Source organism: Aeromonas sp. 159 (assembly GCF_963862045.1).
GTDB classification, from domain to species: domain Bacteria; phylum Pseudomonadota; class Gammaproteobacteria; order Enterobacterales; family Aeromonadaceae; genus Aeromonas; species Aeromonas veronii.
This window is the reverse complement of sequence record NZ_CAWLMI010000042.1, coordinates 1-12,310: the sequence shown is the minus strand read 5'-3', so window position 1 is coordinate 12,310 and position 12,310 is coordinate 1. Positions and strand designations below refer to the sequence as shown.

Annotated in this window: 15 protein-coding genes and 1 pseudogene; 9 read left to right on the top strand and 7 right to left on the bottom strand. The window is 58.3% G+C overall.

The annotated features are described in order from the left end of the window. Nucleotide 1: 1 nt before the first annotated feature. Together AACR14_RS08905 and AACR14_RS08900 are read right to left on the bottom strand one after the other, a co-directional pair. Nucleotides 2-586, bottom strand: a complete 585-nt coding sequence (locus AACR14_RS08905) for a YajG family lipoprotein (protein ID WP_005349692.1) — start codon at nt 584-586, stop codon at nt 2-4. Between the two features lie 17 nt (nt 587-603). Beyond that, nucleotides 604-1,737, bottom strand: coding sequence for a methyltransferase (locus AACR14_RS08900; protein ID WP_019445892.1), 1,134 nt, complete (start codon nt 1,735-1,737; stop codon nt 604-606). Nucleotides 1,738-1,941: 204 nt separating this feature from the next. On the opposite strand from AACR14_RS08900, the gene AACR14_RS08895 reads away from it, so the two are divergent. From AACR14_RS08895 to nqrM, 9 genes are all read left to right on the top strand, one after another. Further along, entirely contained in the window at nt 1,942-2,256 is a 315-nt protein-coding gene (locus tag AACR14_RS08895; RefSeq protein ID WP_019445891.1) for a BolA family protein, read from the top strand. Nucleotides 2,257-2,690: 434 nt separating this feature from the next. Then, on the top strand, nt 2,691-4,034 hold the full coding sequence (locus AACR14_RS08890; protein ID WP_026034992.1) for a Na(+)-translocating NADH-quinone reductase subunit A: 1,344 nt from the start codon (nt 2,691-2,693) through the stop codon (nt 4,032-4,034). Between the two features lie 3 nt (nt 4,035-4,037). Further along, on the top strand, nt 4,038-5,267 hold the full coding sequence (locus tag AACR14_RS08885) for an NADH:ubiquinone reductase (Na(+)-transporting) subunit B (protein ID WP_005338642.1): 1,230 nt from the start codon (nt 4,038-4,040) through the stop codon (nt 5,265-5,267). Continuing rightward, nucleotides 5,257-6,045: a Na(+)-translocating NADH-quinone reductase subunit C gene (locus tag AACR14_RS08880; protein WP_005338643.1), complete on the top strand. Its 789-nt coding sequence runs from the start codon at nt 5,257-5,259 to the stop codon at nt 6,043-6,045. Before AACR14_RS08885 ends, AACR14_RS08880 begins: the two co-directional genes overlap by 11 nt. Next, nucleotides 6,038-6,670 carry an NADH:ubiquinone reductase (Na(+)-transporting) subunit D gene (locus AACR14_RS08875; protein ID WP_005338644.1) on the top strand — a complete coding sequence of 211 codons (633 nt, stop codon included), beginning with the start codon at nt 6,038-6,040 and terminating at the stop codon, nt 6,668-6,670. The genes AACR14_RS08880 and AACR14_RS08875 overlap by 8 nt, the downstream gene beginning before the upstream one ends. Nucleotides 6,671-6,673: 3 nt before the next feature. Then, nucleotides 6,674-7,270, top strand: coding sequence for an NADH:ubiquinone reductase (Na(+)-transporting) subunit E (gene nqrE / locus AACR14_RS08870; protein WP_005338645.1), 597 nt, complete (start codon nt 6,674-6,676; stop codon nt 7,268-7,270). A gap of 32 nt (nt 7,271-7,302) precedes the next feature. Beyond that, nucleotides 7,303-8,526, top strand: coding sequence for an NADH:ubiquinone reductase (Na(+)-transporting) subunit F (nqrF, locus tag AACR14_RS08865; protein ID WP_005338656.1), 1,224 nt, complete (start codon nt 7,303-7,305; stop codon nt 8,524-8,526). Between the two features lie 3 nt (nt 8,527-8,529). Then, nucleotides 8,530-9,567, top strand: coding sequence for an FAD:protein FMN transferase ApbE (locus AACR14_RS08860; RefSeq protein ID WP_005338666.1), 1,038 nt, complete (start codon nt 8,530-8,532; stop codon nt 9,565-9,567). Nucleotides 9,568-9,576: 9 nt separating this feature from the next. Beyond that, on the top strand, nt 9,577-9,801 hold the full coding sequence (gene nqrM, locus AACR14_RS08855) for a (Na+)-NQR maturation NqrM (protein WP_005338668.1): 225 nt from the start codon (nt 9,577-9,579) through the stop codon (nt 9,799-9,801). A gap of 73 nt (nt 9,802-9,874) precedes the next feature. Here the strand turns inward: nqrM and AACR14_RS08850 are convergent, their stop codons facing one another. From AACR14_RS08850 to AACR14_RS08830, 5 genes and pseudogenes are all read right to left on the bottom strand, one after another. After that, a complete protein-coding gene (locus tag AACR14_RS08850) occupies nt 9,875-10,414 on the bottom strand; it encodes a DUF3833 domain-containing protein (protein WP_019445889.1) in 540 nt (179 codons plus the stop codon). A gap of 14 nt (nt 10,415-10,428) precedes the next feature. After that, complete coding sequence (locus tag AACR14_RS08845) at nt 10,429-10,971, bottom strand: chalcone isomerase family protein (protein WP_019445888.1); 543 nt, start codon at nt 10,969-10,971, stop codon at nt 10,429-10,431. Continuing rightward, nucleotides 10,928-11,149: a TIGR02450 family Trp-rich protein gene (locus tag AACR14_RS08840; RefSeq protein WP_019445887.1), complete on the bottom strand. Its 222-nt coding sequence runs from the start codon at nt 11,147-11,149 to the stop codon at nt 10,928-10,930. The genes AACR14_RS08845 and AACR14_RS08840 overlap by 44 nt, the downstream gene beginning before the upstream one ends. Next, nucleotides 11,146-11,622, bottom strand: a complete 477-nt coding sequence (locus AACR14_RS08835) for a DUF2878 domain-containing protein (RefSeq protein ID WP_019445886.1) — start codon at nt 11,620-11,622, stop codon at nt 11,146-11,148. Before AACR14_RS08835 ends, AACR14_RS08840 begins: the two co-directional genes overlap by 4 nt. A 2-nt stretch (nt 11,623-11,624) precedes the next feature. After that, a pseudogene (locus tag AACR14_RS08830) lies at nt 11,625-12,290 on the bottom strand (class I SAM-dependent methyltransferase); the annotation flags it as partial. Nucleotides 12,291-12,310: the final 20 nt, after the last annotated feature.

The window sequence follows — 12,310 nt, the reverse complement described above, 5'->3', positions numbered from 1 at the left end:
ATCAGACCCCTGCACCGTTCGGTTGACCTTTCAGGTAACCGCGCAGCGCATCATCCGCCATGATCTGCTGCAGCACGCTACCCAGTTGCAGGTTCAGTGTAGACTCCAGGTCGGCCATGCTTGGCTCGCTCGGGCTCTCCTTGCTGGAGGACATGTTGAACTGCTTGGTCAGACGGTTGCCCTGGAAATCAGCGATCACCTGCAGGCTGACGCGGGACTTGGTGACATAGGTAAAGGTCTTCTCTTCCACATTGACTGCGGCGTTGGAGATCACCAGCGTCAGGTTGGTGGTGCCACTGTTGCCCACTTCCAGACCCTGGCTGCGCAGCCCTTCGGCCAGCCGCTCGGCCATCAGCAGGTTGAGCGGACGCTCACTGTTGACCAGGACGGGGGCTTTCTCTTTATGTTTGATGGAGAAGACGTAGGCAGCCTCACGCTTGTCTACCCCTTCCATGGTGATGCGATTGCCAGAGTAGTATTGCTGGTTGGCGGGGATCACCTGCGGATTGAGCAGCGCCGTCTCCGGCCAATGAGTGGCACACCCGCCCAGCATCAGGGCGGCCAGCAGCAAGAGTGACTTTTTCATCATGGTTTCCTTTGGCTTTAGCGTTTGATGGCTTTCAAAATAACGAATTTGCTGTTCGACGCAACGACTTGTGCGTTGGCAAACAAGCGCTTGAGTTTGTTGTGATAGTCCAGATGACGGTTGCCTACTATCCAGAGTTCCCCCCCCTGAGGCAACACCCGGTGCGCATCACTGAACATCTGCCAGGCGATATGATCGGTGATCGCCTGCAGCTGATGGAAAGGAGGGTTGCAGAGGATCCGATCCGCCGAGCCGACCGCCACCCCGTCGAGACAGTTATTGACCATAAAGCGGGCACGCGGCAGTGCATCGGGCAGATTGTGCTCGACGTTGAGCTGTGCCGAGGCAACCGCCATATAGGATTCATCGATAAAGGTCACCTCCACCTCGCTGTCTTTGGCGAGCAGCGACAGACCCAGCACCCCGTTGCCACAGCCCAGATCGATCACCTTGCGGGCACTGTGGATGGGCAGGTTGTCCAGCATAAAGCGGGCACCGATATCGAGACTGGTGCGCGAGAAGACGTTGGCATGGTTGTGGATGAGCATGCCACTCCCCTCCAGCGGCCAGACAGTCGGGAAGGGGTTGGCCAGCGCGGGACGTACTGCCTGCGGCTCGCAGTGAATGAGGCGCGCCTTCTTCCAGGCCAGCGAGGTACGGGTAGGCCCCAGATACTTCTCAAACAACTTGAGGGTGGAGGTATGAATATCCTTCGCCTTGCCGGCAGCGATAACGCGGGTTGCCGGTGTCACCACCTCCCGCAGCGCTAGCAGTTGCTGCTCCAATAGAGCCTGATATTTGGAGACCTTGATCACCACCAGCGCAGGGGCATCGGGCAGCGGCGCCAGCGCATCCTGCAAGCGGATCCCACCCGCATCCAGCCCATTTTCGGCCAGATTGGCCAGGGTCGCCCGCTCACTGATGTAGGAGTCGGTGACGCAGCAGGGGGAGTGCGGATGCAGATAGGCGGCCAGCGCGCCAAAACCGTCATTCATGATGATGACGGGGTCCGCCTGCTCGAGGGGAGACTCCGCCAGGGTGTTGATCAGGTATTCGTCAGCCGCATCCCAGGCTTGCAGGGTCTCCTGACTCTGGCGCGGATAGCGGTAGAGCGTGAGCTGGCAATGGGGAGTGTCGAGAAGGGTTTGCATAGGAAGAGTCCAACCTCGGCTTGATTCGTGTATACAGGCGCCAGGGGCGACGCAAAGTGGCGCTATTCTAGCGAGGAGCAGGAATTTCACCAGTTCGATGCGCATCAAGGGGGCAACTGACGGGTGATTTCCCTCTTACGGGGGCTTATTCCATCCCGCGACTGCCGATAGAATGGCCCGACATTCACTCTGGAAGCCGATCCGATGACCATCCAACAACTGATTGAAGCCAAGCTGACCGCCGCCCTCTCTCCCTCCGTGCTGGAGGTGATCAACGAGAGCCACATGCACCGTGTGGAACCGGGATCTGAGAGCCACTTCAAGGTGGTGATCGTCAGCGAGCAATTTGCAGGGCAGCGGCTGCTGGCCCGTCATCGTCAGGTCAATTCGGTGCTGGCCGACGAGCTGGCCGGTGTCGTTCATGCACTGGCACTGCATACCTACACAGAGACCGAGTGGCAGGAAAAAGGCCACGCCCCGCGCACCCCGAGCTGCGTTGGCAAACCGTCACTCTCCTGAAACCGGTTGTACCACAGGATTCCCCTCGAGAACCTGCCAACAAAAATTAAACATATTTCCCCCATTGGCCCCGAAAAGGCTACATCCAAGGGGGTATATTTCGGCATCAAGGCTTTTTGCTTATAGCGGAGACAACGGCAAATACCCCCATCGAGGTATCTAAATAAAAAAACCTTTAAAACCACTACTTACAAGGTGTCAGGGGCTTATTCATTGCAGGTTAATTTTGTGATGGCACGGGGATTTTGCCCATTTGGCATGGCAGAAAATGCACCTTAAGTGGTAAACTCAAGCGCTTTTGAGTGAGCCTGCATGTTGAATAATTGTTGAGCCTGCCCACCTGGCACAACCACAACATCGACTCATTCAACCACCCGTCGTGATGTATTTCTCGGCGCTAACCAACCTCTCCCGTAACGGTAGTGCAAGTAAGTATGATTACAATCAAAAGAGGACTGGACATCCCCGTGCTGGGTGCGCCAGAGCAAGTAATCTACGATGGCCCCGCCATCACCCGTGTTGCGACACTGGGCGAGGAGTTTGTGGGGATGCGACCTACTATGTTCGTCAAAGTAGGTGATCGCGTCATCAAAGGTCAGGATCTTTTTGAAGACAAGAAGAATCCGGGCGTTAAATTCACAGCTCCTGCCACCGGTGTGGTTTCAGAGATCAACCGTGGTGCCAAACGTGTTCTCCAGTCTGTGGTCATCGACCTGGACGGTTCCGATGAACAGGTGACGTTTGAGCATTTTGCCTCTGCCGAGCTGGCCAAGCTCGAGCGCAGCAAGGTGCAAGAGATCCTGGTCGCATCAGGTCAGTGGACTGCGTTGCGTACCCGTCCGTTCAGCAAAGTCCCCGCGGTAGCGTCTGCCCCGCGCGCCATCTTTGTGACTGCAATGGACACCAACCCGCTGGCAGCCGATGCCGAGCTGATTATCAAGGAACAGCCGCAGGCCTTCCTCGATGGTCTGGCCGTATTGACCCGCCTGACCAACGGCGCAGTCTACGTCTGTAAAGGCGAAGGCAGTCTACCCCACTCTCCGCTGGCTCAGGTCAAGGAAGAGATCTTCGTTGGTCCGCACCCTGCCGGTCTGCCGGGTACCCATATCCACTTCTTGGATCCGGTCAGCAGCACCAAGGTGCAGTGGCACATCAACTATCAGGATGTGATCGCATTCGGCAAGCTGTTCACCACCGGTCAGATCTTCACTGACAAGGTGATCGCCCTGGCTGGCCCGAACGTGCTCAAGCCGCGTCTGCTGCGTACCCGTCTGGGCGCCTGCATCAGCCAGCTCACCAACAATGAGCTGCGAGCCGACGAAAACCGTATCATCTCCGGTTCTATCCTGAGTGGTGCCAAAGCCGAAGGTGTTCACGACTACCTGGGCCGCTACCACAATCAGGTTTGCGTGCTGGGTGAAGGTCGCGAGAAAGAGTTCCTGGGCTGGATCAACCCCAGCGCCAACAAGTTCTCTATCACCCGTACCACCCTCTCTCATCTGATGAAGGGCAAGCTGATCAACTTCACCACCACTACCAACGGTAGTGACCGTTCCATGGTGCCTATCGGCAACTATGAGCGGGTGATGCCACTCGACATCCTGCCAACCCTGCTGCTGCGGGACATGGTCTCCGGCGATACCGACGGTGCGCAAGCACTGGGCTGCCTGGAGCTGGATGAGGAAGATTTGGCGCTCTGTACCTTTGTCTGCCCCGGCAAGACAGAGTACGGCCCGATCTTGCGTGAGTGCCTGACCAAGATTGAACTGGAAGGTTAAGCGATGAGTTTCAAGCAACTTCTTGAAAATATGGAACACCACTTCGAACCGGGTGGAAAGTACGCCAAGTACTATGCCCTGTTCGAAGCGGCGTACACCCTGTTCTACACCCCGGGTAGCGTTACCCGCAACGCCTCCCACGTTCGTGATGCGCTCGATCTGAAGCGCATGATGATCATGGTGTGGCTGGCCGTGTTCCCGGCCATGTTCTGGGGCATGTACAACGTTGGTAACCAGGCGATTGCCGCCATTGCCCACATGGGCTCGGCTGCTGGTGCCAGCAGCTGGCAATATGCCCTGGCTACCATGCTGGGCGCCTCCCTCGATCCGGCTGTTGCCGGTATCGGCAGCAAGATGCTGATCGGCGCCACCCACTTCTTCCCGATCTACATCACCGTCTTCTTTGTCGGTGGTTTCTGGGAAGTGCTGTTCGCCATGGTGCGCAAACACGAGATCAACGAAGGCTTCTTCGTAACCTCCATCCTGTTTGCCCTGATCGTGCCGCCCGAGCTGCCCCTGTGGCAAGCTGCGCTGGGTATCACCTTCGGTGTGGTGATGGCCAAAGAGGTGTTCGGTGGTACCGGCAAGAACTTCCTGAACCCGGCGCTGGCTGGTCGTGCGTTCCTGTTCTTCGCCTACCCGGGCCAGATCTCCGGTGACGCCGTGTGGGTTGCCGTTGACGGCTTCTCCGGCGCGACTGCCCTGAGCCAGTGGGCCCAAGGCGGCCAGATGGCGCTGATCAACGGTGCAACCGGCCAGGCTATCAGCTGGATGGACGCTTTCCTGGGTAACCTGCCGGGTTCCATCGGTGAAGTCTCTACCCTGATGATCCTGCTGGGTGCCGCCATGATCGTCTACATGCGCATCGCCTCCTGGCGCATCATCGCCGGCGTGATGATCGGTATGATCGCCACCTCCCTGCTGTTCAACGTCATCGGTTCCGATACCAACCCCATGTTCAACATGCCGTGGCACTGGCATCTGGTACTGGGTGGCTTCGCCTTCGGTATGGCCTTCATGGCGACCGACCCTGTCTCCGCAGCCTTTACCAACAAAGGCAAGTGGTGGTATGGCGCCCTGATCGGCGTAATGGTCGTGCTGGTTCGCGTGGTCAACCCAGCGTTCCCGGAAGGCATGATGCTGGCCATTCTGTTTGCGAACCTGTTTGCTCCCCTGTTTGACCACTTCGTCGCTCAGGCAAACATCAAGCGGAGGATTGCTCGTGGCGTTTAATAAAGATTCAACCCTCGGCACCGTCAGCGTGGTCACCGGCCTCTGTCTGGCCTGTTCCATCGTGGTATCTGTTGCCGCTGTGGGCCTGCGTTCTACCCAGCAGGAAAACAAGGCGCTGGACAAGCAGAGCAACATTCTCGCCGTAGCCGGTGTGGATGTGAGCGAAGTGGCCAAGCGCGACCTGGCCAAACTGTACGGCGAGAAGATCGAAGCCCGTCTGGTGGATCTGGCGACCGGTGACTTTGTTGACGGCGATGCCGACAACTTCGACACCAAGCAGGCAGCCAAAGATCCGGCCCGCAGCATCCGTCTTGCCGCCGCTGACGACAAGGCCAGCCTGCGTCAGATCTCCAAGCAGATCCCGGTATTCTTCGCCAAGGATGCCGAAGGCAAGATCGACAGCATCATCCTGCCCATCTACGGTCAGGGTCTGTGGTCGACCATGTATGCCTTCGTCGCCGTTGCTGCTGATGGCCAGACAATCAAGGGCATCACCTACTATGACCACGGTGAAACCCCGGGTCTGGGTGGCGAGATCGAAAACCCGGCCTGGCAGGCGCTGTTCAAGGACAAGAAACTGTTCGACCAGAATGGCATGCCGGCGCTGCGCGTCATCAAGGGCCATGCTCCGGCGGGCTCCGAGCACGAGATCGATGGTCTCTCCGGTGCCACTCTGACCGGTAACGGCGTACAGCATACCTTCGACTTCTGGATGGGTCCCAAGGGCTTCGGTCCTTTCCTGGCCAAGGTTCGTGCAGGAGAAATCAACAATGGCTGACAAGAGCGAAATGAAGAAGTTGCTGTTGACGCCTGTGCTGGGCAACAACCCCATCGCCTTGCAGGTGCTGGGTGTCTGTTCTGCACTGGCGGTTACCAGCCAGATGAAAACTGCGTTTGTAATGACCCTCGCGGTCATGGCGGTCACCGCCTTCTCAAACCTGTTCATCTCCCTGATCCGCAACCAGATCCCGAACAGCGTCCGGATCATCGTGCAGATGGCGATCATCGCCTCACTGGTTATCGTGGTTGACCAGGTGCTCAAGGCTTACGCCTATGACATCTCCAAGCAACTGTCGGTCTTCGTGGGCCTGATCATCACCAACTGTATCGTAATGGGCCGCGCTGAAGCGTACGCCATGAAGAGTGCCCCGCTGCCCTCCTTCCTGGATGGTATCGGCAACGGTCTGGGCTATGGCGCCATTCTGCTGAGTGTCGCGACCGTGCGTGAACTGCTGGGCTCCGGCACCTGGTTTGGCATCGAGCTGCTGCCGCTGGTGAACAACGGTGGCTGGTATGTGCCCAACGGCCTGCTGCTGCTGCCGCCGAGTGCATTCTTCATCATTGGTCTGATCATTTGGGGCGTACGCACCAAGGATCCCAAGCAGGTGGAGGCGAAGGATTAAGGTATGGAACACTATCTGAGTCTGTTGATTAAATCGATCTTCATCGAAAACCTGGCACTCTCCTTCTTCCTGGGGATGTGTACCTTCCTGGCGGTGTCCAAGAAGGTAAAGACCTCCATGGGTCTGGGTATTGCCGTTATTGTGGTGCAGACCATCGCGGTTCCTGCCAACAACCTGATCTACAACTACGTGCTTAAAGATGGCGCTCTGGTATCCGGTCTGGATCTGAGCTTCCTGAGCTTCATCACCTTCATCGGTGTGATTGCAGCACTGGTACAGATCCTGGAGATGGCGCTGGACAAGTACTTCCCGGCACTCTACAACGCGCTGGGTATCTTCCTGCCGCTCATCACCGTGAACTGCGCTATCTTCGGTGGCGTCTCCTTCATGGTGCAGCGTGACTACAACTTCATGGAGTCTGTGGTCTACGGTGTGGGTTCAGGGGCAGGCTGGATGCTGGCGATCGTTGCGCTGGCTGGTATCCGCGAGAAGATGAAGTATTCCGATGTTCCGGAAGGCCTGCGCGGTCTGGGCATCACCTTCATCACCGCCGGTCTGATGGCGCTGGGCTTCATGTCCTTCTCTGGTATCTCCCTGTAATCGGCTTTCCTGCAATCAGAAAGGAACGATAGATGGAAATTATTTTGGGTGTGGTCATGTTTACCGTGATCCTGCTGGCACTGGTGGCAGTCATTCTGTTCGCCAAGTCCAAGCTGGTGACCGCGGGCGACGTGACAATCAGCATCAATGGTGACCCGGCCAAGGCTGTGACCAGCCCGGCCGGTGGCAAGCTGCTCGGCGTGCTGGCTGGCAGCGGTATCTTCGTCTCCTCCGCCTGTGGCGGCGGTGGCTCCTGCGGCCAGTGCAAGGTACGGGTGAAATCCGGTGGCGGCGACATTCTGCCGACCGAACTGGATCACATCAGCAAGGGCGAAGCCCGTCATGGCGAGCGTCTGGCCTGTCAGGTTACCGTTCGCTCCGACATGGATATCGAACTGCCGGAAGAGATCTTCGGGGTGAAGAAGTGGGAATGTACTGTTATCTCCAACGATAACAAGGCCACCTTCATCAAGGAGCTCAAGCTGCAGATCCCCGATGGCGAGAGCGTGCCATTCCGCGCCGGTGGTTATATCCAGATTGAGGCCCCGGCTCACCACGTGCACTACAAGAACTTCGATATTCCCGAGGAGTATCGCGGGGACTGGGATCGCTTCAAGATTTTTGAGCTGGAGTCCAAGGTCGATGAGCCGATCATCCGTGCCTACTCCATGGCCAACTATCCGGAAGAGTTCGGCATCATCATGCTGAACGTGCGTATCGCGACCCCGCCGCCCAGCAACTGGACTGCCCCTCCGGGACAGATGTCCTCCTACATCTTCAGCCTGAAGGCTGGCGACAAGGTGACTATCTCCGGTCCGTTCGGTGAGTTCTTCGCCAAAGACACCGATGCCGAAATGGTATTCATCGGCGGTGGTGCAGGTATGGCGCCGATGCGTTCCCATATCTTCGACCAGCTGCGTCGCCTGAAGTCCAAGCGCAAGATGAGCTTCTGGTACGGTGCCCGTTCCAAGCGCGAAATGTTCTATGTCGAAGACTTTGACATGCTCGCCGCCGAGAACGAGAACTTCACCTGGAACGTCGCGCTGTCTGATCCGCAACCGGAAGACAACTGGGACGGCTACACCGGCTTCATCCACAACGTGCTCTACGAGAACTATCTCAAGAACCACGAAGCACCGGAAGATTGCGAGTTCTACATGTGTGGACCTCCGGTGATGAACGCTGCCGTCATCAACATGCTCAAAGACTTGGGCGTTGAAGACGAAAACATCCTGTTGGATGACTTTGGTGGTTAATCCATGCACAGTGTTGTAAAGACCTGGCTAGCCTTCGGGCTAGCCTTTTTCTTGACTGGGTGCGGTCAGGAGACGGTCCAATCCAAACCGGAGATCCACATCACCGGCAGCACCATGGGCACTTACTACTCCATCAAGGTGGCGGACAGCGCCATCAGCGATCCGGCCAAGCTTCAAGCTGAGGTGGATGTGTTGCTGGAGCGGGTCAACGATCAGATGTCGACCTATCGCCCCGATTCCGAACTGTCGCGCTTCAACCAGAGCCGTGACAACAAACCGGTAGTGGTCTCCCGCGATACCGCACGGGTCGTCACAGAGGCCATTCACATTGGCCGTGAGAGCCAGGGGGCGCTGGACGTCACCGTTGGCCCCTTGGTCAATCTGTGGGGCTTTGGCCCGGACAAGAAGCCGACCAAGGTCCCCTCCGACGAGCTGATCACCCAGACTCGCCAGAAGACCGGTCTGGGCAACCTGCACGTCATCACCTCGGTAGATGCCGACACCCTGCAAAAAGATATTCCGGACCTCTACGTCGATCTCTCCGCCATCGCCAAGGGCTTTGGTGTGGACAAGGTAGCCGAGTATCTGGAGTCACTGGGTGCGCGTAACTATCTGGTGGAGATTGGCGGCGAGCTGCGGATCAATGGCGTCAACGGCAAGGGTCACCCCTGGCGCGTGGCCATCGAGAAGCCCACCGCAGGCACCGGCACGGTGCAAGAGGTGATAGTGCCCGGTGACAATGGGGTAGCCACCTCCGGCGATTACCGCAACTACTATGAACTGGATGGTCAGCGCTTCTCCCACACTATAGATCCGCGCAGCGGCAAGCCGATCCAGCACCGTCTGGTGTCGGTCACCGTGATCCACCCCTCCTGCATGACCGCAGACGGGCTGGCCACCGTGTTTATGGTGATGGGGACCGAGAAAAGCCTGGCCTATGCCAACGAGCGCGGCCTGGCGATCTTCGTGATCACCAAGACGGACAACGGCTTTGAAGAGGCTTACTCCGATGCCTTCAAGCCCTATCTGGTCAAGAAGTAAGAGGTAGAGATGCAGATTTTTCTGATCACCTTCGGGGTATTCATGCTGGTGATAGCCGCCATGGCTATCGGTTACATCTTCCAGAAGAAGACCATCTCCGGCTCCTGTGGCGGTCTGGGTAGCGTCGGCATCGAGAAAGAGTGCGATTGCCCGGAACCCTGTGACAACCGCAAGAAGAAGATGGCCAAGGAAGAGGCCCGTCGCAAGATGCTGGAAGAGAACCGCATCATCTGATGACTCTGGTTTTTCGGTAAACAAAAGCGCGCCCGAGGCGCGCTTTTTACTGGCCGTTATCTTGCGTTAACGGTCAGGGCTGACGTTCGATATAGAGGATCACCTCGCCAAGATGGATACCGAACTTGCTGATCTCGGCACGATTGATCAGACGATCTTCGTCCAGCAGATACATCCAGTCATCGAAGCTCACCCGCACTACCTCGCCATCCGGCAGCGCCAGATCAAGCTGATAACGCCAGTTGAGGGCAAACCCTTGGCTTTTACCCATCGCCTCCCCCACCACATCGGAAGCAGTACCTCGCCAGTGACCGTCAACCCCCTTGCTCAGATACCAGGTACGGGTCTGCTGGCGGCCATCGTCAAAGTAGAACTGCTCGAACAGCTCTCCCTTGCCATCCTTCCAACGACCCACCATCTCGACCCGAAAGCGACTGGTCACTTCGCCGCTGCGGTCGGTTACCAGGCCGTGAGCTACCAGTTTGCCGTTGAAGAAACGGGCGAGATCCCAGTTTGGCCCCTGCCCCCGATAGTCATCGAGACTGGCACCACAGCCACTCAGCAGCAAAAAGGGGAGCAGCAGCAACCAGCGGTATGCACGATAGAAAGACATCAAAGACTCCATGTTCAGGGTTGGCCACGCAGGCGGCGGGTCAGGGCGGGATCGCGGCTGTTGTCAGCCAGCCAGATGGCGAGAAAAGCGGCCGAGAATTGTGGATCGGCCAGAGTGCCGAGGGGTTTTTCTTGCCACCAGAAGTGGCCTGCCCCGCCCTTGTCGACATAGAAAGTGAGCTTGTCGCCTGCCTGTACATCGGGCCAGAGTGCTGCGAGCTGGCCGAGCCAGCGCTGACGCTCGGCGTCAGAGCCAAGACCAAGCCGCTGCCACTCGGCGGCAGTAGCGCTCAGCAGATCTTCCCGCTCGATGGATCTGGCATAGGTGAGGGTCAGGGCCTGCGGATAGTGACCGGGCTGATAGCGCCCGCTCACACTGTAGAGGGTGGCATCGTAGAGCTTGAACCAGAGCCAGTTCATCTCCCCCTGCCCGACCGGGCGCAACTGCTGCCAGGGAGCGGCAGAAGCCTGCACTGCGGTTGCAGCCAAGAGCGCAAACGCCAGCGGTAGCGGGTTAATTCCACCCCATATGCCAGTGGTTGGGGTCTTCCAGTTCATGCCAGTCCATCTCCTGTTCCTGCAGGGTGTTGATATCCTGCATCACCACCTGCACCAGCCGACCTTGCGCATCCCGCTGGCAGGCAACCACCAGATAGAAGCGATCAGTGAGCTCATGCTGGCTCTCTTTGGTCCATTTGGAAAAAAGCAACGAGTCGGTCGAAAAGGTGTTTGTCATGACTCACCCTCCAGCTTGACCATTACCCACAGGAGTACGGGTAACCACCACATCCAGATCACTGCCAGCAGCGCCGAACTGATCCAGATGCCCCAGGGTAAGTTTACTGCCCCCATGGCAGCCCCCGCCACATAGGAGGAGGCACCGCCAAACACGCCAAACAGCGCCTGCTGCCAGCGAGGCAAGCGCAACAACCAGCGCAAGCCATGGGAGAGGGTCAGGGCAAAACCGAGCCAGAGCAGCACCAGCCAGAGGGGAAAACCGGACGGGAACCGGAACAGGCCGAGCTGCCAGAGCAGGACATCCAGCAGACAGCCAGCAACCGCGATGGGGAGCAGCCGCCAGTCACGCAGGCGGCTGGGTGAGAAGATAAAGTGCAGCAGCAACATTGCCAGCAGCGGGCCCGGCTGCTGCCACTTCACCGCCAGCAACCAGTAGAGGTTGAACCCCAGCAGGTGAGCCCACTGCCACATGGTCAGTGACCGCTTACTGGCACACCACCCGACCAGCCAGCGGGCCCTGGCTTGGCGGCCTCCAGCTGCACCAGACTGATGGTGCGCTCCCAGAATCCCCCCTCGCAATAGGCAAAGTAGAAGTGCCACAACCGGATGAAATCCTGGCTGTAACCGAGCTTGGGCAGCTCGGGCGCCAACGCCAGAAAGCGATCGCACCAGTGAGCCAGGGTGCGGGCATAGTGATGGCCGTGATCGTGCAACCGCACCAGCTGCATGTCGGTCTCCCGCGCCAGCAACCCCGCCATCTGGGAGACGCTCGGCAGGCAGCCGCCGGGGAAGATATAGCGCTGGATAAAATCGACCCCGCGCAGATACTGGGCGTGGCGCTGATCGGCGATGGTGATGGCCTGAATGAGCAGACGGCCACCGGGCTTGAGCAGCCGTGACAGCTGGCGGAAATAGTCGGGCAGGAAAGCGTGCCCTACCGCCTCGATCATCTCGATGGAGACCAACTTGTCATAGGTGCCCTCCAGCTTGCGGTAATCCTCCAGCAGCAAGGTGATGCGATCCCCCAGCCCCTCCCGCGCAATCCACTCCTTGGCGTAGTCATGCTGGGCCCGGGAGATGGTCGTGGTGGTCACCCGGCAGCCATAGTGGCGGGCGGCATAGACGGCCAGGCCGCCCCAGCATGACTACGCCAAGGAGT

Excerpts from the sequence above, each read along its gene's own strand:
- AACR14_RS08905 (WP_005349692.1), bottom strand. The coding sequence starts at position 586 with ATGAAAAAGTCACTCTTGCTGCTGGCCGCCCTGATGCTGGGCGGGTGT.
- AACR14_RS08900 (WP_019445892.1), bottom strand. The coding sequence starts at position 1,737 with ATGCAAACCCTTCTCGACACTCCCCATTGCCAGCTCACGCTCTACCGC.
- AACR14_RS08895 (WP_019445891.1), top strand. The coding sequence starts at position 1,942 with ATGACCATCCAACAACTGATTGAAGCCAAGCTGACCGCCGCCCTCTCT.
- AACR14_RS08890 (WP_026034992.1), top strand. The coding sequence starts at position 2,691 with ATGATTACAATCAAAAGAGGACTGGACATCCCCGTGCTGGGTGCGCCA.
- AACR14_RS08885 (WP_005338642.1), top strand. The coding sequence starts at position 4,038 with ATGAGTTTCAAGCAACTTCTTGAAAATATGGAACACCACTTCGAACCG.
- AACR14_RS08875 (WP_005338644.1), top strand. The coding sequence starts at position 6,038 with ATGGCTGACAAGAGCGAAATGAAGAAGTTGCTGTTGACGCCTGTGCTG.
- nqrE (WP_005338645.1), top strand. The coding sequence starts at position 6,674 with ATGGAACACTATCTGAGTCTGTTGATTAAATCGATCTTCATCGAAAAC.
- nqrF (WP_005338656.1), top strand. The coding sequence starts at position 7,303 with ATGGAAATTATTTTGGGTGTGGTCATGTTTACCGTGATCCTGCTGGCA.
- AACR14_RS08860 (WP_005338666.1), top strand. The coding sequence starts at position 8,530 with ATGCACAGTGTTGTAAAGACCTGGCTAGCCTTCGGGCTAGCCTTTTTC.
- nqrM (WP_005338668.1), top strand. The coding sequence starts at position 9,577 with ATGCAGATTTTTCTGATCACCTTCGGGGTATTCATGCTGGTGATAGCC.
- AACR14_RS08850 (WP_019445889.1), bottom strand. The coding sequence starts at position 10,414 with ATGTCTTTCTATCGTGCATACCGCTGGTTGCTGCTGCTCCCCTTTTTG.
- AACR14_RS08845 (WP_019445888.1), bottom strand. The coding sequence starts at position 10,971 with ATGAACTGGAAGACCCCAACCACTGGCATATGGGGTGGAATTAACCCG.
- AACR14_RS08840 (WP_019445887.1), bottom strand. The coding sequence starts at position 11,149 with ATGACAAACACCTTTTCGACCGACTCGTTGCTTTTTTCCAAATGGACC.
- AACR14_RS08835 (WP_019445886.1), bottom strand. The coding sequence starts at position 11,622 with ATGTGGCAGTGGGCTCACCTGCTGGGGTTCAACCTCTACTGGTTGCTG.